Origin of the sequence: Siminovitchia sp. FSL W7-1587 (assembly GCF_037963795.1) — a bacterium.
GTDB classification, from domain to species: domain Bacteria; phylum Bacillota; class Bacilli; order Bacillales; family Bacillaceae_C; genus Siminovitchia; species Siminovitchia thermophila.
On sequence record NZ_CP150169.1, the window covers coordinates 236,568 to 257,597 of the forward strand.

Annotated in this window: 18 protein-coding genes; all 18 read right to left on the bottom strand. The window is 43.4% G+C overall.

The window, feature by feature from the left end; translation table 11 throughout:
- Positions 1-12: 12 nt before the first annotated feature.
- Positions 13-1,506 (bottom strand): glycerol kinase GlpK, encoded by a 1,494-nt coding sequence (gene glpK, locus NST31_RS01125; RefSeq protein WP_339163433.1) that lies wholly within the window; start codon positions 1,504-1,506, stop codon positions 13-15.
- A 93-nt stretch (positions 1,507-1,599) separates the two neighbouring features.
- A complete protein-coding gene (locus NST31_RS01130) occupies positions 1,600-1,866 on the bottom strand; it encodes a hypothetical protein (protein WP_253191885.1) in 267 nt (88 codons plus the stop codon).
- Positions 1,867-1,936: 70 nt separating this feature from the next.
- A complete protein-coding gene (gene mutL, locus NST31_RS01135) occupies positions 1,937-3,805 on the bottom strand; it encodes a DNA mismatch repair endonuclease MutL (protein ID WP_077111830.1) in 1,869 nt (622 codons plus the stop codon).
- Positions 3,806-3,826: 21 nt separating this feature from the next.
- Positions 3,827-6,403 carry a DNA mismatch repair protein MutS gene (gene mutS / locus NST31_RS01140; RefSeq protein WP_339163436.1) on the bottom strand — a complete coding sequence of 859 codons (2,577 nt, stop codon included), beginning with the start codon at positions 6,401-6,403 and terminating at the stop codon, positions 3,827-3,829.
- Between the two features lie 177 nt (positions 6,404-6,580).
- The gene (gene cotE, locus NST31_RS01145) at positions 6,581-7,132 is read right to left on the bottom strand and encodes an outer spore coat protein CotE (RefSeq protein ID WP_077111661.1); all 552 of its coding nucleotides are present in this window, start codon (positions 7,130-7,132) and stop codon (positions 6,581-6,583) included.
- 335 nt (positions 7,133-7,467) lie between these two features.
- Positions 7,468-7,896, bottom strand: coding sequence for a RicAFT regulatory complex protein RicA family protein (locus NST31_RS01150; protein WP_077111662.1), 429 nt, complete (start codon positions 7,894-7,896; stop codon positions 7,468-7,470).
- Positions 7,889-9,439 carry a tRNA (N6-isopentenyl adenosine(37)-C2)-methylthiotransferase MiaB gene (miaB, locus tag NST31_RS01155; protein WP_077111663.1) on the bottom strand — a complete coding sequence of 517 codons (1,551 nt, stop codon included), beginning with the start codon at positions 9,437-9,439 and terminating at the stop codon, positions 7,889-7,891. The genes NST31_RS01150 and miaB overlap by 8 nt, the downstream gene beginning before the upstream one ends.
- A 299-nt stretch (positions 9,440-9,738) precedes the next feature.
- Positions 9,739-9,990: a hypothetical protein gene (locus NST31_RS01160; protein ID WP_077111664.1), complete on the bottom strand. Its 252-nt coding sequence runs from the start codon at positions 9,988-9,990 to the stop codon at positions 9,739-9,741.
- A gap of 223 nt (positions 9,991-10,213) precedes the next feature.
- Positions 10,214-10,474, bottom strand: a complete 261-nt coding sequence (gene spoVS / locus NST31_RS01165) for a stage V sporulation protein SpoVS (protein ID WP_077111665.1) — start codon at positions 10,472-10,474, stop codon at positions 10,214-10,216.
- A 142-nt stretch (positions 10,475-10,616) separates the two neighbouring features.
- Entirely contained in the window at positions 10,617-11,414 is a 798-nt protein-coding gene (locus tag NST31_RS01170) for a TIGR00282 family metallophosphoesterase (protein WP_077111666.1), read from the bottom strand.
- A gap of 150 nt (positions 11,415-11,564) precedes the next feature.
- Entirely contained in the window at positions 11,565-13,127 is a 1,563-nt protein-coding gene (gene rny, locus NST31_RS01175; protein ID WP_077111667.1) for a ribonuclease Y, read from the bottom strand.
- 899 nt (positions 13,128-14,026) lie between these two features.
- Positions 14,027-15,064 carry a recombinase RecA gene (recA, locus tag NST31_RS01180; RefSeq protein WP_077111668.1) on the bottom strand — a complete coding sequence of 346 codons (1,038 nt, stop codon included), beginning with the start codon at positions 15,062-15,064 and terminating at the stop codon, positions 14,027-14,029.
- Positions 15,065-16,082: 1,018 nt separating this feature from the next.
- The gene (locus NST31_RS01185; RefSeq protein ID WP_339163442.1) at positions 16,083-17,336 is read right to left on the bottom strand and encodes a competence/damage-inducible protein A; all 1,254 of its coding nucleotides are present in this window, start codon (positions 17,334-17,336) and stop codon (positions 16,083-16,085) included.
- A 17-nt stretch (positions 17,337-17,353) separates the two neighbouring features.
- Positions 17,354-17,932, bottom strand: a complete 579-nt coding sequence (gene pgsA / locus NST31_RS01190) for a CDP-diacylglycerol--glycerol-3-phosphate 3-phosphatidyltransferase (RefSeq protein ID WP_077111670.1) — start codon at positions 17,930-17,932, stop codon at positions 17,354-17,356.
- A gap of 126 nt (positions 17,933-18,058) precedes the next feature.
- On the bottom strand, positions 18,059-19,012 hold the full coding sequence (locus NST31_RS01195; RefSeq protein ID WP_339165450.1) for a RodZ family helix-turn-helix domain-containing protein: 954 nt from the start codon (positions 19,010-19,012) through the stop codon (positions 18,059-18,061).
- A gap of 5 nt (positions 19,013-19,017) precedes the next feature.
- Entirely contained in the window at positions 19,018-19,818 is an 801-nt protein-coding gene (locus NST31_RS01200; RefSeq protein ID WP_077111672.1) for a DUF3388 domain-containing protein, read from the bottom strand.
- Between the two features lie 133 nt (positions 19,819-19,951).
- Positions 19,952-20,209, bottom strand: coding sequence for a DUF3243 domain-containing protein (locus tag NST31_RS01205; protein ID WP_077111673.1), 258 nt, complete (start codon positions 20,207-20,209; stop codon positions 19,952-19,954).
- A 90-nt stretch (positions 20,210-20,299) separates the two neighbouring features.
- A complete protein-coding gene (locus NST31_RS01210; protein WP_205179991.1) occupies positions 20,300-21,025 on the bottom strand; it encodes an SDR family oxidoreductase in 726 nt (241 codons plus the stop codon).
- Positions 21,026-21,030: the final 5 nt, after the last annotated feature.

The following is a 21,030-nucleotide window of genomic DNA, read 5'->3' on the forward strand; positions in this document are numbered from 1 at the left end:
GTTTAAAGCTCGTCAAGGTTTAAAAGCCATGGCAGCCCGAACCGCCGTCTGCCAACCGGCATATAATCTGTCGGCCCGCTCTTCCGCCATTTCCGGATGGAATTTTTCATCTAAAGCCCATCTTTTACCAATTTCTTCTTGATCTTTCCAAAAGCCAACTGCAAGTCCCGCCAGATAAGCTGTTCCAAGTGCTGTCGTTTCATTGATCTTTGGCCTTTCAACAGCCACACGCAGCAGATCACTTTGAAATTGCATTAAGAAGTTGTTTCTCACTGCCCCTCCGTCTACTCGCAGCTTTTTAAGCGAAATACCCGAATCCGCTTCCATCGACAATAGAACATCCTTCGTTTGATAGGCGAGCGACTCCAGGGTCGCGCGGATAAAATGCTCTTTTGTCGTGCCTCTCGTCAAGCCAAACACCGCCCCCCTCACATCACTATCCCAATACGGTGTCCCCAACCCCACAAAAGCGGGAACAACATAGACACCATCGGTCGAATCGACTTTCGATGCGTAAGTTTCACTGGAAGGAGTGTCTTTGATGATCTGCAAACCGTCCCTTAACCATTGGATCGCAGACCCGGCTACGAATATGCTTCCTTCCAAAGCGTACTCCAGCTTCCCTCCAACCTTCCACGCGATGGTCGTAAGAAGTCCGTGCTTGGAAGTAACAGGTTTTTCACCTGTATTCATTAACATAAAGCATCCGGTTCCATATGTATTTTTAGCCATCCCTTTTTCAAAGCAAGCTTGGCCAAACAAAGCGGCCTGCTGATCTCCAGCAGCACTAGCGATCGGTATTTCCTGATCAAAAAAATGTTCCGGAACCGTTTTTGCGTATACTTCCGAAGAGGGCCTCACTTCAGGCAACATGGATCGCGAAATGCCAAGAATATCCAGCAACTCTTGGTCCCATTCAAGCGTATGGATATTATACATCAATGTGCGTGAAGCATTGGAAAAGTCTGTTACATGAACCGCTCCACCGGACAGCTTCCAAATAAGCCATGTATCGATTGTGCCGAATAAAAGCTTTCCGGCTTTTGCCTTTTCCCGCGCTCCTTCGACATTGTCAAGAATCCATTTCACCTTAGTCCCTGAAAAATAGGGGTCGATCAATAGCCCCGTTTTTTTTCGAAATGTTTCTTCCAAGTTCTGTTCCTTCAAGGCATTGCATATCCCTTCGGTTTGCCGGGATTGCCATACGATTGCGTGATAGATCGGCTGCCCTGTATCTTTATCCCATACAACGGCTGTTTCCCGCTGATTTGAAATGCCAATTCCGGCTACTTGAGACGGCTTTACACCAACTTCGGTCAAGCATGCGGCAATGACGGCCAATACAGAACCCCATATTTCAATTGCATCATGCTCCACCCATCCGGGGCTGGGAAAATATTGAGTGAATTCTCTTTGGGATATGTTAACTGTTTCTCCGTTATGGTTAAATAAGATCGCCCTGGTACTGGTCGTCCCCTGGTCGATCGCCAAAATATATTGTTCCATCAAACCCCTCCCATATTTCCAATATTGAATATATTATAACAATAGAAACGATAGAACAGTGAAAAAATAAACAAGCATCGTAAAGATGCTTGATTAGCCGTAGTAAGCTATACCGATGGATACAAATAGAACAACAAGACCTAAAACTATATATATCCACGTCAACCGCTTAATGTTTACTTTTAAAGACGTTTTTTCATAATCGAGAGAACGGGCAAGCTCGTCCTCAGGCGTATCTCCTTGTTCTTCATATTGCTTCATTTGCCGAGAAACATCCCTGCCGACGAGAAACGTCCCAACAAGCGCGGCAATGCTGACGATCACACCGGCAATGATCATATAAAGAGTCACTAAAATCACCTCGACAGATCCTATATACTCATTATAACGTTCATTCCTTAAAAAAGCATTATATTAAGTGAATGATTTGTTACATAATTCTTTTAAACATCTTTTCTAAATCTGTTACTGTAAAGTGAATAATGACCGGTCTGCCATGCGGGCAAGTAAACGGATCTTCCGCCCTTCGGAGCTCGTCTAGCAACGCTTGGATTTCATCATTTCGCAAATGCCTGTTCGCCTTAATGGCCGCCTTGCAGCTCATCATGATGGCTGCTTCTTCCCGCAGTTTTTTCACGTCTACTTTTTTCATCGTCAACAGCTGTTGGATCATCTCTTCCACGATCATTTTTTCCCGGCCTTTCGGAAACCATGCAGGGTGAGAGCGGATAATAAAGCTGTTCATGCCGAACTCCTCTAGGAGGACACCGACTTTCATTAACTCTTCCTTGTATTCTATTATTTTTATATACTCGTCTCCCGAAAATTCCATGGTGATCGGAACGAGAAGCTGCTGCCATTCATTTTCCACTTTGCCAAGCTTTTCGCGGAAGTATTCATATTTGATTCTTTCCTGGGCGGCATGTTGATCAATCAAATAAAGACCGTTTTCATTTTGGGCCAAAATATACGTTCCGTGCATTTGCCCGATCGGGTAAAGAGCCGGCATCCTGGCATGCTCCATACTATCTTCTTTTTCAAGTGACGGCGCCTCCAACAAGGTTTCGTCCTCGACACCTGGCTGCTCTGTTTCATGGGGGACCGAGAGTGGCTCCTCCTCAGGCTGTTCAATCGGTTCATATAGCTTTTTCATTTCTTCAGGAGGCAACAATGTTTCCCTAGTGAAAAATGTGTTTTTTCGGCTGCTCTGCGAATGGTACGTATTTGGTTCAGTTGATGGCTCCAACTTCAGAGTTGTTTGGACACTGCTTTGCTCTCTTGAGCGGGAAGGGGCGGTCCCGTGTGGAATGAGCTGTTCCTTTTTGAAAGCTTGCTTGACTGTTTCAGTAATCAGTTCATTCAGTTCCATTTCTTTACTGAGCCGAACCTCCAATTTTGCCGGGTGAACGTTCACATCAACGAGCAACGGGTCCATCGTAATCGTAATAAGCGCAATGGGGAAACGTCCGATCGGAAGGAGTGTTTTGTAACCTTCCAGAATCGCTTTGACAAGAGAATAATTTTTGATGAATCTGCCATTGATGAGCGTAGAAATATAATTTCTGGAAGCGCGGGTCATTTCGGGTCTGGATATATACCCTTCAATGGAAAAATCAAGCGACCGGCCACTAATGGGCAGCATGTCTCTCGCGATATTTTTCCCGTAAATCGCCGCCAATACTTGTCTAATATCTCCGTTTCCGTTCGTCTGAAGGAGAATTCGGCCATTATGCTGGAGGCGGATGGATACATCCGGATGGGATAATGCCAACCGGTTTACGACATCGGTAATGTGTCCAATTTCGGTATGAAGACTCTTTACATATTTCAGGCGGGCCGGTGTATTATAAAATAAGTCTGACACGGTAATATCCGTACCCTTTCTCGATGGGGCTTTCTCATGCGCAATGATTTTTCCCCCGTCCAATACAACTTTTGAGCCATCTTCACCTTCCCTGGCCGTTATGATCTGCACCCGGGAAACCGAGGCGATACTTGGAAGCGCCTCGCCTCGGAAACCGAGTGTTCTAATGCGGAACAAATCATGCTCATCTTTTATCTTGCTTGTTGCATGTCTTTTAAACGCCGCGATGACATCCTCCTCACCGATTCCCTTTCCATTGTCAATGACCCGAATTTCACTGAGTCCCGCTTCTTTAATGGATATTTCAATGACCGTACTGCCCGCATCCAGGGAGTTTTCCACCAATTCTTTGACAACGGAAGAAGGTCTTTCCACCACTTCACCGGCTGCAATTTTGTTGGATAACGCTTCGTTTAATTCAATAATTTCACGCATCATGATAAACTCCCCTTTTTGTCATTTCTTTACTTTCTTTTGGAGTGAGAATAAAGTATTTAATGCTTGCAGGGGGTTCATCTCCAATAGATTAAGATTTTCAATTTCTTTTAAAATCTTTTTCTCACGGCTGTTCACGCCAGTTTCAGGTTTCTCAAACAAGGCCAGCTGTTCATTGAGTTGATTCGGGGCTTGATCACGAGGTTTAGCTTGTCCTATCTCCCCGCTTTCCAGTTCCGCCAAGATTTCTTGTGCCCTTTCAATCAAATCCTTGGGCAACTCAGCCAGTTCGGCAACATGAATACCGTAACTTTTGTCGGCAGGACCATCTTTCACTTTATGTAAAAAAACGAGCTTTCCTTCTTGCTCCGCCGCACTGACATGAATGTTTTTTAAATGAAGCAACTTTTCCTCCAAGGCCGTCAATTCATGATAGTGGGTAGAAAATAATGTTTTCGCGCCGATTTTTTCATGAATATACTCAATAATCGCTTGAGCGAGAGCCATGCCGTCATATGTGGATGTCCCCCGGCCGATTTCGTCAAACAAAATCAAACTGTTTTTGGTGGCGTTTGAAATGGCATTTTTCGCTTCCAGCATTTCCACCATGAAGGTACTCTGACCGGAAATCAAATCATCTGCCGCCCCAATCCTTGTAAATATTTGATCAAATATCGGTAATTCCGCCTGTTCTGCGGGAACAAAGCAACCGATTTGGGCCATGATGGCCGTTAATGCGATTTGCCGCATGTAGGTGCTTTTACCGGACATATTGGGCCCGGTGATTAAAAGCATCTCATACTGTTCATCCATTATACAGCCGTTTGGGACATATCCTTGGGAACCGATGACTTTTTCCACAACCGGATGTCTGCCATTTTCAATCATTAACTTGCGGGTTTCACTGACCTTTGACCTTGTATAATGGCGGGTTTCGCTTACTGTGGCAAAGCTTTGATATACATCAATTTCACTAATTATTTTCGCTGATTGCTGGAGCCTTGGAATATACGTTTTGACAATCTGCCTGATCTCAAGAAAGATGTCATACTCCAGTTCGATGGACCTTTCATCTGCCTGAAGGATCAACGCTTCCTTTTCCTTCAATTCGGGGGTGATGAACCGTTCTGCATTTGTAAGCGTCTGTTTGCGTTCATAACGCCCTTCCTCGAGAAATTTTACATTGGCTCGCGTTACTTCGATGTAATACCCGAATACACGGTTGTAGCCCACTTTCAATGATTTGATCCCCGTCTTTTCCCTTTCTTCCTTTTCCAAGGCGGCAATCCAATCTTTCCCATTCCGGCTGGCATCCCGAAGTTTGTCAAGTTCTTCATGGTAGCCATCTTTGATCATTCCGCCTTCTTTTACGGAAATGGGTGGATGATCAACAATCGACCTTTCCAGTAAGTCAGTCAACTCTTCACAAGGATCAAGACGTTCCGAAAGCCGTACGGTTTCCTTGTCCCCAATGCCGTTTAACAGTTCGCGAATTGCCGGAATTTGCATCAGCGATTTCTTAAGTTGTACCAAATCACGGGCGTTGGCGTTTCCAAAGGCGACCCTTCCGGCAAGTCGTTCCAAATCATAGACACTCTTTAACAGTTCATTCAGATCAAGCCGTTCAAAATAATGTTTCATGAATATATCGACGAGATGGAGCCGTTTTTCAATAGCTGTTCTTTGGATGAGCGGCCTGTCCAGCCATTGTCTTAACAGCCTCCCGCCCATCGCGGTCGCCGTTTCGTCCAACAGCCAAAGCAGAGTGCCTTTCACCCCTTTTCCCCTGATAGATTCGGTTAATTCCAAATTGCGTTTTGAATAATAATCTATCTTCAAAAATTGACTATTTTCATAGATTGAAAAAGGCTGCAAGTGATCTAAGCTGCGCTTTTGGGTTCTTTTTAAGTAATGCAGCAGCCGCAATGCGGGGGCATGCATCTTTTTATCCGTTATATGAACGAGAATGGGATGAAACTCTTCCTCAAAAGAGCATTGATGTTCGTATGATATGACGGCTTTGCTTCGTTCTTCGATTCTCTTCAAAAGCTGTTCGTCATCCTCTTGGCATGCCACAACCTCTTTGGCGCCAATAGTGGACAACTCGTCCAACAACAACTCACAATCGCCTTCGAGCAAGCTCACTTTGCTCTCCCCGGTCGACAGATCGGTATAGGCAATACCATATGTATGTTCATCTATGCAACTAATGGCCGCTATAAAGTTATTTTCTTTGGCGGCCAATTTGCTGCCGTCCATTACCGTTCCAGGAGTAATGAGCTGGACGACTTCCCTTTTGACAACGCCTTTCGCATGTTTGGGGTCTTCAGTTTGTTCGCAAATGGCGACTTTATAACCCTTTTGAATCAGTTGTTCAATATAACCTGCAGCGGAATGATGCGGAACCCCGCACATTGGGATTCTTTCTTCTGATCCGCCGTCCCTGCTTGTTAACGTGATTTCCAGTTCTTGAGAAGCCTTGAGCGCATCTTCAAAAAACAACTCATAAAAATCTCCCAGACGAAAAAATAAAAAGGCATCCTTATATTCAGCCTTCACCCGTAAATATTGTTGTATCATCGGTGTATACTGACGCATTTATACCAGTTTCCTTTCTATTCCAAAAAGCTTATCCATGATTATATCATAACATCTGTACGTCTTTTTTTTCCAAAATAAACATAACAATATAGCATCCAGCAAATTTACCAAACTCAATTCTAACAGAGCCCTTTAAAGACGCCAAGAAAAAACCGGGAGCGGGTCCCGGATGTTTTAATCTTCTTCTTTCGCTAAGAGAAAATCAGTGTCTATCTCTTCAAAATCTTCATCATCCAATTCCTCAACCCAATCATCTTCTTCATCATCACATGCGCATTTATCCGGGTAGATTGCGACACACACTTTTGTTTCGCCAATTACTTCGACAAGCAATTCTCTCTCCGCATTGACCAATATTTTGTTTCCTTTCTTTGAAATCGTTGCTTCGACACAGTTAGGCTGTTGGAGTACTTTGACTGAAACGATTTTATCATCCAAACAATCTGGATCACGGTATTTCAGCTTGATTACGTCTTTATAATCAACTTTTTCCGTGACAACTGATGTTTTTGTATTGTCGTGATGGGAATACCAAATATTAAGATCAAAAGATCCGAAAATTTCTGCTTGATTTCCGACCTTTCGCGCTTCATATTTATGATTGATAGCCCAACAGCCCAGTATGCTCGAAGGATGGTACGGCGGTGAGATCGTATGGTTGGACTGTGTATATTTACGTCCTTTCGCTACGACCGCTTTCGTTATAATTTCTCTATGATCTGCCATTCGAGCGAAACCTCCTCATTCATGATCACTTCATCGTATGCATCGGCCTAGACTCATGTGCTTATTTTTGACCGTGCATCCCCGCCTAAAATAGGCAGGTTTCCTGGTGAATACATCATATGTCTTTGTTTACATATGGGTGTTGTTGGAGGCTCACTTTCTTGCAACAGCATATTTTATAAAATGTTTGATCCTTACTGCTTGCTAGTTGCCCTGACCTCGTGTGGGGAACTTACTAGCCCGGTGAATGCTAAATCAAGCCCGAATATGCGGCCATTCGAGACAAGAAGTTTTACTGTAAAAGAAAAACCGCCATCCGAAGAATGGCGGGTCGCTTATTGGCAACTGGAAGTGCTGTTTTTAATTTTTGATCCTGTTTCTCCCGTCAGCAGATCACCGCCGGTGGAGACCAGAATTTCGTCTGTTACCTTATTGGAGATGGCAGTTGCAACAAGCTGCAATAAATCATTGACATCTGTTTGCGACTGTTTAAATTCCTGAACGATGGGAATCTCATCCAGTTCTTTTTCCAAGTTCTCAATTTTTTCTTCTACAAGCTTCAATGCACGTTCTTTTCCGTAATGTTGGAAGTTCACTGCCTGTTTCTGTAAGCTTTTAATGCTGGCAATCATCTCTCTTACCTTTTGGTTTTCATTGATTTGTGCCTCTGCCCGCTTGAAAAAATCAACTTCCTCCGTATCGGCAATCATCTTTGCCAATTCATGAGCTTGATTTACGATATCGTCTTTTGTGTATTTAGCCATTACAATTCACCTCAACCGCTTCTCTTTCTTCAACCATCACTCCGTCAAGCGTCCATGTTTTTGCTTCGTTGATTTTTACATGGACCAGTTGGCCGATCGCTGATTTAGGACCTTTAAAGTTTACCAGTTTATTTTTTCTTGTATAACCCGATAATATATCGGGGTTTGTTTTGCTTTCTCCTTCTACAAGCACTTCGACAATCTGGCCTTCATACTTTTTCATCGCTTTGGCGGAAAACTCATTAACGAGCTGATTTAGGCGCTGGAGTCGTTCTTTTTTTACTTCCATCGAAACATTATCTTTCATCCGGGCAGCCGGCGTGCCTTCACGCGGCGAATAAATGAACGTATAAGCAGTCTCAAAGCCCACTTCCCGATACAGCGACAATGTTTCCTCGAACTGTTCATCTGTTTCATTGGGGAAGCCAACGATAATATCCGTGGATAACGCCACATCTGGTATAGCCGCTTTAATCTTTCTCACAAGCTCCAGGAATTGTTCACGTGTATAAACGCGGCCCATGATTTTTAAAATGTCACTGGAACCAGATTGCACAGGAAGATGAATATGTTCAACCAAGTTTCCTTTTTTGGCCAAGACCTCGATTAACCGATCATCAAAATCACGCGGATGACTTGTTGTAAAGCGAATTCTTGGAATATCTACTTTCCTGAGGTCATCCATTAAATCTCCAAGTCCATATTCCATATCATCGAAATCTTTGCCATACGCATTGACATTTTGTCCAAGCAACGTAATTTCTTTATATCCTTGGGCCGCCAACTGGCGGACTTCCTGAATAATATCTTCGGGGCGCCGGCTTCTTTCTTTTCCGCGAGTGTACGGAACGATGCAATACGTGCAAAATTTATCACAGCCATACATAATGTTAACCCAAGCTTTAATATTGCCCATGCGCACTTTAGGAAGGTTTTCGATGATGTCCCCTTCTTTGGACCAGACTTCAATAACCATTTCCTTAGACATATACGCTTCGTTTAAAATTTGTGGAAGCCGGTGAATATTATGAGTTCCAAAGATCATGTCCACAAAATGGTGTTTTTGCAGAATTCGGTTTACTACCGATTCCTCCTGGGACATACAGCCGCATACCCCGATGAGAAGATCCGGTTTTTCCAATTTCAACGGTTTTAAGTGACCCAGCTCACCAAACACTTTGTTTTCGGCATTTTCCCGAATAGCACAAGTGTTTAAAAGAATGACATCGGCATCTTCGATTGTTTCCGTATGGCGGTAGCCTAGCTCCATAAAGATACCAGCCATTACTTCCGTATCATGTTCGTTCATTTGGCATCCATACGTACGGATGTAAAACTTTCTCCCCTGTCCGATTTCGCGAAGCTCATCTGGAATTTCAAAGTCTTTATGGTACTCAATTTCTTCCCTGCCTCTTTTTCTCGCATCTTTCAGGGAAGGTGGCATATAGACAGTTTGGAAATATTGGCTGTAATCCTTCTCTTGTTTTTGGAAGGACGTTTGCTGCTTTGCTTGCTGGCTTTCCAAACGTTGTTTTTCGTTCATAAAAATCCCCTTTCTAATCACTAAAGACAAGGTGCCATGTGAATGGCAGATTCTATATCAAAATGTATCAAGCACGAATGTAAGTGTTAACCCTTATTTATCCATACATTCTAATAGTATAATCTCTTTTGGGGATGAATACAACAGAAGGCTATGATTGTTGGCCATTTTTCGAAAAAACAAGGACGTTTAAAAACAATCGAGCGAAGCGGCTGCCAAGTTATCCGGATACAAGTTCACCACGCCGAATAAGCTTTTCTTATTTCCAACCCAATAAAAAAAGGCTCATAGAAGAGCCCTTATTTTGAATCTCTGTTCCCATTCTCCATTAAATTTTTGCCACCACTGTAAAGGCCGCTTGCGGAGAGTCCGAACATCAGGCCAATAATGATGCCTTCTTTTATATTATCTGCCAGAAGAAAAACACCGAATACGAGCCCTATAAGGATGGCTGCCAATGGTGAAAATTTTGCTGGAAGCCCATATATTTTTAACAACTGCACGATTCCGACGATTAATGGAACAATGGCAACATTATACGGTTCAAACATGTTACACACTTCCTTTTTTGCCTTCTTGTTCCTTGTCATGGTTTGCGAAATACTTGTACTATATGTATACGTAAATGAAGCGGTTTTTGCACTGTACAAAAGATTATTTTCTTCCCAGGCATCTGCCCGAATTCCAATATTTAGTTATTTGGTCAATAAAAAAAGCTGCTCCCCTAAAAGTGAAGCCAGCTCAAATTGCCTTGTATGGGACGTTTTATTTATATTATCTCGGTTCCACAATCAACTTTATGGCCGTCCGTTCTTCCCCATCAATCAATATGTCTGTAAACGCTGGAATACAAATTAAATCTACTCCCGCCGGGGCGACAAATCCTCTTGCAATCGCAACTGCTTTTACTGCCTGATTTAATGCCCCCGCTCCAATTGCCTGAATCTCCGCGCCGCCTCTTTCGCGCAGAACGCCCGCTAATGCGCCCGCCACGGAATTTGGGTTGGATTTTGCTGAAACTTTTAAGATCTCCATCTACTGTTCCTCCTTGTCATTTCCCCATATCGATCGCATGAGTGAATGCAATCGCGGTAGACCTTTCCATTTTTACTATATTCGGTCGCAGGCGGAACTATTCCGGTTTGTCCGAAACATGTGGAAGCGTATTACTTGACTGTCAGCCAGCAAAAAAAGGCGTGTCGTCGTTGATTAATATTCTTTCAATGGAAGTCGCTTTACCAGAATTTTTATTGATTTGAATGATACAGGCACTCAACTGCTTTCGTCCGCTATTTGGCACTTCAAACCTGGCCGGCAACCCAGTAATAAAACGATAAATGACTGCATCTTTTTCCATACCCAGAATGCCATCGTAGGGACCCGTCATGCCTACATCCGACAAATAGGCCGTACCCCCTGGTAAAATCCGGTTATCGGCGGTCTGAACATGTGTATGTGTGCCAATTACAGCCGTCACCTTGCCATCAAGGAACCAACCCATTGCCTGTTTCTCGCTCGTTGCTTCCGCGTGGAAATCGACAAATATTATATCCGTGCGATTTTTTGCCTCAAATACTAACTCCTCGGCTTTTTGGAACGGACATTCGAGAGGGGTCATAAATGTCCGGCCTTGCAAATTAATCACCGCTGCTTCTACATCATTTATTCTGACATAAGCGATTCCTGTTCCTGGGGCCTGAGGAAAATTAGCCGGTCTGACCATGTACTTGGCCCGATCAATAAATTCAAATATATTTTTATTATCCCATGCATGATTCCCGAGAGTAACGACATTGGCCCCCGCTTCAAGCAGCTGTTTATATATCTCTTCCGTAATTCCTCTACCCCCGGCACTGTTTTCTCCATTCACGATCGTAAGATGGGGCCGGAAATGGCTCTTCAGTTTCGGCAAGTATTCCTTTACCATTTTTCTTCCTGGAGCACCAACTACATCTCCAACAAATAAAATATTCATGTAAACTCCTCTATCCTTTAAATTAAACGTTTTGCCCTGTCTATGTCCGCATCGGTTACTTGTTTCCCGACTTAAGTTTTCCCGCGAACATACGAGCCCATACTCTGGTGTGCTCTTTCCACAGAAAAAGCGGTGTGATGTCACACCGCTTTATTTTGCATATTCAACTGCTCTCGTTTCTCGAATAACAGTAACTTTTATGTGGCCCGGATAGTCAAGGTCTTCCTCAATTCTTTTCCGAATATCACGTGCAAGTCGATGGGCCTCCAAATCGTTGATCTGTTCCGGCTTGACAATGATTCGAACTTCTCTTCCAGCCTGAATGGCAAAAGATTTTTCTACACCATCATACGATTCCGAAATCTCTTCCAGCTTTTCAAGTCGTTTAATATAGCTTTCCAATGTCTCACTGCGGGCTCCCGGCCTTGCGGCAGATAACGCATCTGCAGCAGCAACCAATACAGATATGATGGATGTCGGCTCGGTGTCCCCATGGTGGGAGGCAATACTGTTAATAACAACAGGATGCTCCTTATATTTGGTACCCAGTTCAATTCCGATTTCTACGTGGCTGCCTTCCACTTCATGGTCGATGGCTTTCCCGATATCGTGCAACAGTCCGGCACGACGAGCCAGCGCTTCATCCTCACCAAGTTCTGCAGCGAGCAGCCCGGATAAATGAGCAACTTCCATTGAATGTTTCAGAACATTTTGTCCGTAGCTCGTCCGGTATTTTAAGCGACCGAGAATTTTGATCAAATCAGGATGCAGGCCATGAACTCCAACTTCAAAAGTGGTTTGTTCCCCGACTTCCCGAATATGTTCATCAACCTCGCGCCTTGCTTTTTCAACCATTTCTTCGATTCGGGCTGGGTGGATGCGTCCGTCTTGTACAAGCTTTTCGAGTGCGATTCTAGCAGTTTCCCGCCTGATTGGGTCAAAGCCTGACAGTATTACCGCTTCCGGTGTGTCATCGATAATCAGGTCTATGCCCGTCAATGTTTCAAGAGTTCGGATGTTCCTGCCTTCCCGGCCGATAATCCGCCCCTTCATTTCATCGTTTGGCAAGTTGACCACTGACACAGTCGTTTCGGCAACATGGTCGGCTGCACAACGCTGGATTGCAAGCGAAAGAATGTTTTTCGCCTTTTTGTCCGCTTCTTCCTTGGCTCGTGTTTCACTTTCTTTTATCATTAAAGCAGTGTCATGAGCCAACTCTTTGTTAAGACTTTCTAAAAGAAGTGACTTCGCTTCCTCGCGTGTTAGTCTCGAAATGCGTTCTAATTCCGCTTTTTGCTGGCGGATCATTTCATCCACTTTGCTTTCCATCTCTTCAATATGTTGTTGTCTTTCATTAAGAGAGTCCTCTTTCTTTTCAAGCTGGTCTTCACGCTTGGCAAGAGTATCATCTTTTCTGTCGAGGTTCTCCTCCTTTTGCAATAAGCGATTTTCCTGTTTTTGCAATTCAGCTCGTCTTTCACGAAGTTCTCGTTCAGTTTCAATACGAAGTTTGTGATTTTCATCCTTCGCTTCCAACAAGGCTTCCTTTTTCAAAGATTCTGCTTCACGCTTTGCATCTTCTAATATTTGTGTTGCAGAACCTTGGGCGCCTGTTATCTTTGCTTGAGCAAATGTTTTAAAGATGAAATAGGCAACAACTACACCGACGATAAGGGTAAGCAAAATGGAGATGATGAATATGGTTGAATCCATGATTTCACCCCCTCTTGCTATAAACTTGTATCATGCAATCTAACTGTCGGCTGGTACATTGTTACAAAGCTTTCAATATACAGAGCCAAGCTCAAATTTCACGTGAAAAAAATTTGTAAAATATACAAGTTAATTTTAAAGGTGTGGACAACTATTGTCAAGGGATGGCTCCTTGTTCACCAGTAAAAGATGAAACCGCCTTCTTTTTTGCATTGAAAAACTTTCGCTTTTAACAAGAAGGGGGATGAACCCGGATAAAGATTGATGTAAAGATATATTACAGAATTTTAAACTTTCACCGTTGTTTTGTAATGTCCGCCAATCATTGTTGTGAGGGTTCGCCTTCCTTTTTGGAACCCTCATGCGCAGAGTTTCGTACCTCTCACTAACGAGTCGCTACAAGACAATGACAGTATACGTTCGTTTGATCAGCAGCCGTTACACGGTTTTTGACGTGAACAGGCTTTCTTTTATGCCAGCTCTGATTTTCCTTCCTCAAGTTCCCGGTCGATTTTTTCTCTGCTCGGTATGTGAACAGCCGAATGACGACAGTTCTGAGCGGTTTGCACCTGAGGAGCATAAGAACGCCTGCGGGCCGCTATGAGCATACGAGATCTCACCAGCTAAAAACGGGAGCCTTTCTTTTTAACAGCTCCCATTTGGATAAAGCTTAGATGGAGTCTCATCTTGCCGAAATCACCTTGCATCGCCCTTTCTAACCGATTGATTCGAATGGAGTCGTCCCCAAATCGGGAGTTGGGTCCATGCAACATCTCGGCACACACTGTTAAGCTCTTTATCACTTTAACGTTCACATCTTCGGACTTGTATCCTCTATTCTGCAAGATCACTAGGCAAAAAACAAAAACAGCAAAGCCGGCGCTCTGCTGTTGAAAGGATCAATCTAACAGTGTTAATTCTTCCTGTTCTTCTTCATTATCTGCTTTTACTTCATCCAAGCCATGATGGTTGCGGATTTTCACCATAATTTCATCCCGCAAATCTTCATTCTCGCGCAGAAACTGCTTGGCGTTTTCACGTCCTTGCCCAAGCCGCTCATCGTTATATGAATACCACGCCCCGCTTTTTTGAATAATATCCAGCTCGGATCCCATGTCGATAATTTCTCCTTCACGGGAAATGCCTTCTCCATACATAATATCTACTTCGGCTACACGGAAAGGAGGCGCCACTTTGTTTTTGACAATTTTAATCTTCGTCTTCGTTCCAACTACATCCTGTCCTTGCTTAAGTTGCTCGGCACGACGGACTTCAAGCCGGACCGAAGAATAAAACTTCAAAGCCCGTCCACCAGGTGTCGTTTCCGGATTACCGAACATGACGCCAACTTTCTCCCTAATTTGGTTAATAAATATGGCGATCGTCTTAGACTTATTGATTGCTCCGGAAAGCTTTCTGAGGGCCTGGGACATGAGCCGCGCCTGCAAACCAACGTGGGAATCCCCCATTTCTCCTTCAATTTCCGCTTTTGGCACGAGAGCGGCAACCGAGTCAATGACGATCATTTCAATGGCTCCGCTTCGTACAAGAGCTTCCGCTATCTCAAGCGCCTGCTCACCTGTATCCGGCTGGGATAAAAGTAGCTCATCTATGTTAACGCCCAGCTTTTGGGCATAAACCGGATCAAGCGCATGCTCGGCATCAATAAAAGCCGCCTGCCCCCCGCGAGCTTGGGCTTCCGCAATCGCGTGAAGCGCAACAGTCGTTTTACCCGAACTTTCAGGCCCGTAAATTTCAATGACCCTTCCTCTCGGGTATCCGCCAACACCGAGTGCAATATCTAAAGCCAACGAACCGCTGGGAATCGTCGAGATTTTACGATCAGTCTGCTCCCCCAGCTTCATGATAGAACCTTTTCCAAATTGCTTTTCTATTTGCTTTAAAGCCATATCAAGTGCAGCTTGTCTATCACTCACAAATTTTCCTCCTCGTATTTATCATGATCAATGGTGTGTTATATCAGTTCGAACTGATCTTATTATACCTTTTTTTCAAACCATTGCCAAGGAAAAAGCGAACATTCATTCTGGTATTTTTCTAGGCTGTTTTCTTGCAAAATTACAATTTGACGATACGAATATTGATTTTTAACGGAATGAAACAGTATAAATCTTAATTTTTGATGATATTAAAAAATGTTCCGCGGGCTTTAAAATGAAAGAGGGAGCATCCAAAGGGATGAAAGTTCTATATATGAGACAGCACTGCTTCGAGTACGATTCATCTGGTCTCGCGACGAGTTTTCCTTTATCTTTAATAGCACCACCGGCACGATAGGCTGATGATCGGATTCACGAGCATAGCCACTATTGCTCCAAAACAGCCAAAAGGGGGCGAGGGTGTTTTTGGGACACAATCAAGGCAAAGCGGCCACGCGAACTCGAAAAGGCACACGTTGAATTCTGGGGCTTGTACAATGGCGATAACTTCTTGAAATCCATCTCCACCAGCTACTTCAGAGGAATCCTGCAAAATCAACTCAGGTTTTGAAGTAGTGTATATGGCAACTTACATGCGGGATAAAGTGAAACTTCATTCAGTAGGGCTCCTACTGAATGTTAGTTGAACCAATCGGGCATTTAGGTGCCGTTTTCTTTGTATTCACCCAAGATTTTGAAGTGGGAGTCTTACGGCACCTTACATGCGGGATAAATGGCCCAGTGTATCATACGCAAGCTTTTAGCGTCGTCAAAATATATAGACTCCTGCGGGAATAGCTCGAGCTGAAGATCCCGCAGGAAAGCGATCTTTGCTTTCCGAGGAAGCTGAAGAGACCTGCGGAAAGCGAAATATGTTGACGTAGCGATGATAGGGATTTTTTCAACACAAATAAACCGAACAATCATAAATGAATTGTTCGGTTATTTCGTATTTGCTTATGTCCCAGCCCCAACGCTCTCACTATTAACTATTGTTGCCTGTTACTCGCTCTTACTAGTCAATTCTACGACTTTTTTGTAATTCTTTTAATAAGTGATAGCAACCCATTTTTACTGAACGTTTGCGATTTCCGTTGCGGGTTCCGGCCATTTTGGCAAGCAATGCCTTCGCTGGCTGGTCTTTAAAAGCAATGCCGATCCAGACTGTTCCCGCCGGATGGCCTTCAAGTGAATCAGGGCCTGCAACTCCGGTAAAACTGATTCCGATATCCGCACCAAGAGCTTCGCGGACGTTTGAAGCAAGCTCTGCCGCACATTGTTCGCTGACGGCGCCATGCTTTTCAATTGTTTCCGGCTTAACATTGCAAAGCTTGATTTTTGCTTTATTGGAATAACAGACAATCCCGCCAAGCAGCATGGTGCTTACACCAACAACTGATGTCATTTCCGACTGGAACAAGCCGCCGGTCAAACTTTCTGCTGCGGCAATGGTCAACTGGCGCTCTTCAAGCAATTTCAGCAATTCAGCCATGAGGGAAGTATCATCATATCCGTAAAAATATTCCCCCACTCTCTCTAATATTCGTTTTTCAATATCATCCAGCATCGAAACCGCCATGACTTCTTGTTCATGCCTGGCCGTAATTCTAATCGTCACTTCACCATCACCGGCAAGCGGGGCCACGGTCGGATTGGATTGCGATTCTATGAGATCCGAAAGCTCATGGGCTATTTGTGATTCACCAATATTAAAAAAACGAAGAACCCGCGATTCAATGCGCTCCTGTTGTTCAAGCTGGTCCAAGATGGCTTCTCGACCGTAAATCCTGAACATCGGTTTCATTTCATGCGGAGGACCCGGCAACAACATGTAGTACTTCGAGTCATTTTGCAGGAATATCCCGGGGGCCATTCCGTGTTCATTCGGAAGAACTTTTCCCCTCTCAATAACATCTGCTTGTTTTTTATTATTCGGAGTCATCTTTCTTCCAGTCCGCTTAAAGTATTCCTGGATCTTTTTCCAAGCGTATTCATCGGTTGTCAGTTGTTTGCCAAGGTGCTTGGCGACAATTTCTTTCGTCAAATCGTCTTGAGTCGGACCTAGCCCACCCGTAAAAATCAGAAGATCGGCTCTTGTTTCGGCCTGTCTGATTGCCTGAACAAGCCGGTCGGGGTTATCGCCAACGACTGTATGAAAATATACATTCACACCAATTTCCGCCAATTGTTGCGACAAATATTGGGCGTTTGTATTGGCAATTTGTCCAAGTAATAGCTCCGTTCCAACGGCAATGATTTCCGCTTTCATTCATTGATCACTTCCTGTCATTTCGAATGTTTAAAGATGCTCCGATTTATATGAAAGTACTCATAACCTGACCAAACAGTAAAGATAAGGGAAATGTAAAGCATAATATCCGCAAACGGGAAGTTGATTGCCGAAAATGGTATGTTATGAAGAAGCAAGGCACTGATGGCAACAATTTGCGTCCATGTTTTAATTTTCCCAAGCATGTTGGCCGCGACCACTTCCCCAGATCCCGCCAGAATCAATCGCAGCCCCGTAACGGCAAACTCGCGGCTTATAATCGTTATTACGACCCAGGATGGAGCCAGGTGCATTTCAACGAGTACAATTAACGCGGCGGAAACGAGCAGTTTGTCGGCAAGGGGATCGAGAAATTTTCCCAAGTTCGTAACGAGTTTTAACTTTCGTGCAAAATATCCGTCAATCCAATCCGTAATGGAAGCGATAATAAATACAACAGCACCGACAATATGAGCCGCTTTTATTTCGGTCCCAAATATATGCCAGCTTCCCCATTCAAACGGTACAAGCATTAATATAAGGAAGACGGGGATTAATAAAATTCTTGCTACGGTTATTTTGTTAGGTAAATTCACTATAATGTCCTCCCATCAAGAAAAGCTTCAGGCGCCTGAATCTAACCAGGCGATTTGTGTCCATTTATTTATACGATCCAGTCTGACAAAAAATAGCCGCTTTTAAGCGGCTGCTTCGCTACAAGATCACTCTCCCTTTTCAAATTGGATTTGAATATCTTGTTTTACATGTTGCTCTGGTGAATTCTCATACTCCAGCTTCTCCCCATTTACATAAATTTCCGTATCCAACGCTCGTCCAGCGACGATATATGCTTGAGTTTGTTCTGTCAAATCGAAGCTTTGGCTTTCTCCGTTTTTTAGCATTCCTTGAAACAGGGTTTGGTTGCTGCCATCTCTGATACTTACCCATGTCTCGCCGGTTGTAGTCGCACTGACCTTCAATTCGAATTTTTCGGCTTTGGACAGCTTATATGTTGTTACGCTGCCAGATACACCTTCGGCAGTTATACTTTGGGTTTCGGAGCTGTTAGTATCTTTGTCCTTTTTGTCTTTTTTATCTTTTTTATCTTCTTTGTCTTCTTTGTTTTGACCGTCCTCTTTGTTGTCTTTGCCTGAACCTTTTTCCTTGTCTTCCTTGTTAGCAGGCTGTTCGGGAGGAGTGATATCATCAGATTCTTCTATATCAACTGCTTGATCTTCTTTATTTCCTTCTGGCTGGTCAGCTGTATTAATGGACTTTGTAAAGAAATTCCAGATCAAGAAAAGTGTAGCGACCACAACAACTGTTGCTATGATCTTAGGCAAATACTTTAATAATTTGTTTGCACTTGCCGGCATGGAACTCCGGGACTGCACCCGGGAAAGCTGCTCTGTTAAATCTTCTTCATATGCAGCGGGTATTTCGGAACGATATTCTTCAAACAGTTCTTCAGGAGATAAACCAACTGCTTCAGCGTATTGCTTAATAAATGCCCGGGCATAAAATTTTCCCGGCATTATATCATAATTACCTTCTTCAATCCCAATCAAATACTTTTTTTGGATTTTTGTCATTGATTGAAGTTGTTCCAAACTGATTCCCTTTTCTTCACGAGCCATTCTCAGACGGCTCCCTAATTCAGTCAAAGCAAACACCACCAATCCTAAAAATCAAATCCGCCGAAACCGCCCATTCCTTGATTAGGAAAAAAGTTGTGCTTATTAACGGTTTCATATGTAATCTCTTCTTCCGGGTTGTTGCGCAGTTCAATAATGTAGTCAAAATCTTCAATGGAATACTCGGAATGTTCAACAAAAATATCCGGGTGCTCGATTACTTTGACTGCAGGCAGGCTCATAATTTCCCTGACTAGCTGCAAATGCCGCTCGTCCGCCCTTCTTCTGGAAACGATCCCGTCTATAATGAAAATGTTATTTTCATTATATTCATCTTTGATTAACTCTTTGCGGATCGTCTGCTTTAACAAGGTGGATGAAACAAACAGCCACTTTTTATTTGCACAGACACTTGCTGCAACAACCGATTCTGTTTTGCCGACTCGCGGCATTCCCCGGATCCCAATAAGTTTATGGCCTTTCTCTTTAAACAATTCGGCCATAAAATCGACAAGAATTCCAAGCTCATCTCTAACAAAGCGGAATGTTTTCTTATCATCGTGATCCCTTTGTATATAACGTCCATGACGGACTGCCAGCTTATCTCTTAATTTAGGTTCCCTCATTTTTCTTACTTTAATCGTTTCTACGGTTTCCAATATAGATTGAAGGCGGATAATTTGATCTTCGTTTTGCGCCCGAATCAGCAATCCACGCCGCCCGCTGTCTATCCCGTTAATACTGACAATATTAATGGAGAGCATGCCTAAAAGGGATGAAATATCCCCTAACAAACCAGGCCGGTCAATTTTGATCTCATATTCTAAATACCATTCTTTTCGGTCCATCTTTTTACAGCTCCTCAAAACGAAAAATGCCCCAACCATTCATTTCTAGCTTATATCATATCTGATTTTTATTAAAGTTAAAAGAAAAAAATGACGAAAAAAAAAGAGAGGAGTACGTCCTCTCTATGCTTCATCAGTGAGTGCTGTTATTTTCAACCAGCTTAACCATTACACGCGCGATGGCTTGTTGCTCCTCTTCAGACGCAACTGACCACAAATCTGATAACACTCTTTCCTGTTCATTTTTAGGATCAACTTGCTTTGCTAAATAGTCCCCAACCTGATGCGCCATTTGGTTAATAATCTCATCTGACATTCCTTGCCGTTGTGCTTGGTCTAGGCGGTCTCCGAGAAAGTTTTTCCATTGTTCCCAGTTTTCAAGTACTGACATGATCAAATGCCTCCTTCACTAAATTCGTACAATGTTATTATTTGTCACTTTACATGAATTATTCATGAATTTGGCATCGGCCGCAAAATGTCAAGTATACCAGCCGCCGTTCACAGCAATGACTTGTCCGGTTATGTAGGATGCCCTGCTTGATAATAAAAATGCTGCCGCTTCGGCGACTTCTTCCGGCCTTCCAAGCCTTCTCATCGGAATCTCTTCTTTCAGCTGTTCGAGTTCATCACTTGTAAAATGCTTTAACATATCGGTTCTGACGGCCCCGGGAGCAATACAATTTACGTTTAAACCATTGCTGGCCACTTCCTTGCTCAAAGCCTTTACGAAAGAAATCTGCGCCCCTTTGACAGTTGAATACAACACCTCACAAGCGGCGCCTGTCTGGCCCCAAATAGAACTGATTAATACAATTTGTGAAGCGTTGTTTCGCATCAGCTTTGGCAGCAAATGTCTGATTAGTGCAATTGGACTTTTTACGTGAAGTTGAATGGTTTGTTCCACCGTTTCATCATCAAGTTCTGTAAAAAGCCCAAAGGGAGCGTTTCCACTCGAATAAACAATAGCTTGAATATCGAAAATATTGTCAATCAGCTTTTGACAACCTCCGGCCTTTTCTAAATTTGCTTGAACAGGTATCATTTCAACTTCATGATATTCAGCAATTTCTTTCATAAGGGCTTTGATTTTTTCTTCATTCCTATGATAATGTAAATACAGATTCCAACCTTCTTTCGCCAATATTTTTGCGGTAGATGCTCCAATGCCTCCGCTTGCCCCCGTAATTAAAGCAAATTTTTTCATTAACA

Bases quoted from the DNA above. Each gene is read 5' to 3' on its own strand.
- glpK (WP_339163433.1), bottom strand. From the start codon at position 1,506: ATGGAACAATATATTTTGGCGATCGACCAGGGGACGACCAGTACCAGG.
- mutL (WP_077111830.1), bottom strand. From the start codon at position 3,805: ATGCGTGAAATTATTGAATTAAACGAAGCGTTATCCAACAAAATTGCA.
- mutS (WP_339163436.1), bottom strand. From the start codon at position 6,403: ATGCGTCAGTATACACCGATGATACAACAATATTTACGGGTGAAGGCT.
- cotE (WP_077111661.1), bottom strand. From the start codon at position 7,132: ATGGCAGATCATAGAGAAATTATAACGAAAGCGGTCGTAGCGAAAGGA.
- NST31_RS01150 (WP_077111662.1), bottom strand. From the start codon at position 7,896: ATGGCTAAATACACAAAAGACGATATCGTAAATCAAGCTCATGAATTG.
- miaB (WP_077111663.1), bottom strand. From the start codon at position 9,439: ATGAACGAAAAACAACGTTTGGAAAGCCAGCAAGCAAAGCAGCAAACG.
- NST31_RS01160 (WP_077111664.1), bottom strand. From the start codon at position 9,990: ATGTTTGAACCGTATAATGTTGCCATTGTTCCATTAATCGTCGGAATC.
- spoVS (WP_077111665.1), bottom strand. From the start codon at position 10,474: ATGGAGATCTTAAAAGTTTCAGCAAAATCCAACCCAAATTCCGTGGCG.
- NST31_RS01170 (WP_077111666.1), bottom strand. From the start codon at position 11,414: ATGAATATTTTATTTGTTGGAGATGTAGTTGGTGCTCCAGGAAGAAAA.
- rny (WP_077111667.1), bottom strand. From the start codon at position 13,127: ATGGATTCAACCATATTCATCATCTCCATTTTGCTTACCCTTATCGTC.
- NST31_RS01185 (WP_339163442.1), bottom strand. From the start codon at position 17,336: ATGAAAGCGGAAATCATTGCCGTTGGAACGGAGCTATTACTTGGACAA.
- NST31_RS01200 (WP_077111672.1), bottom strand. From the start codon at position 19,818: ATGGACCGAAAAGAATGGTATTTAGAATATGAGATCAAAATTGACCGG.
- NST31_RS01205 (WP_077111673.1), bottom strand. From the start codon at position 20,209: ATGTCAGTACTTGAAAACTGGGAACAATGGAAAAACTTTCTCGGAGAC.
- NST31_RS01210 (WP_205179991.1), bottom strand. From the start codon at position 21,025: ATGAAAAAATTTGCTTTAATTACGGGGGCAAGCGGAGGCATTGGAGCA.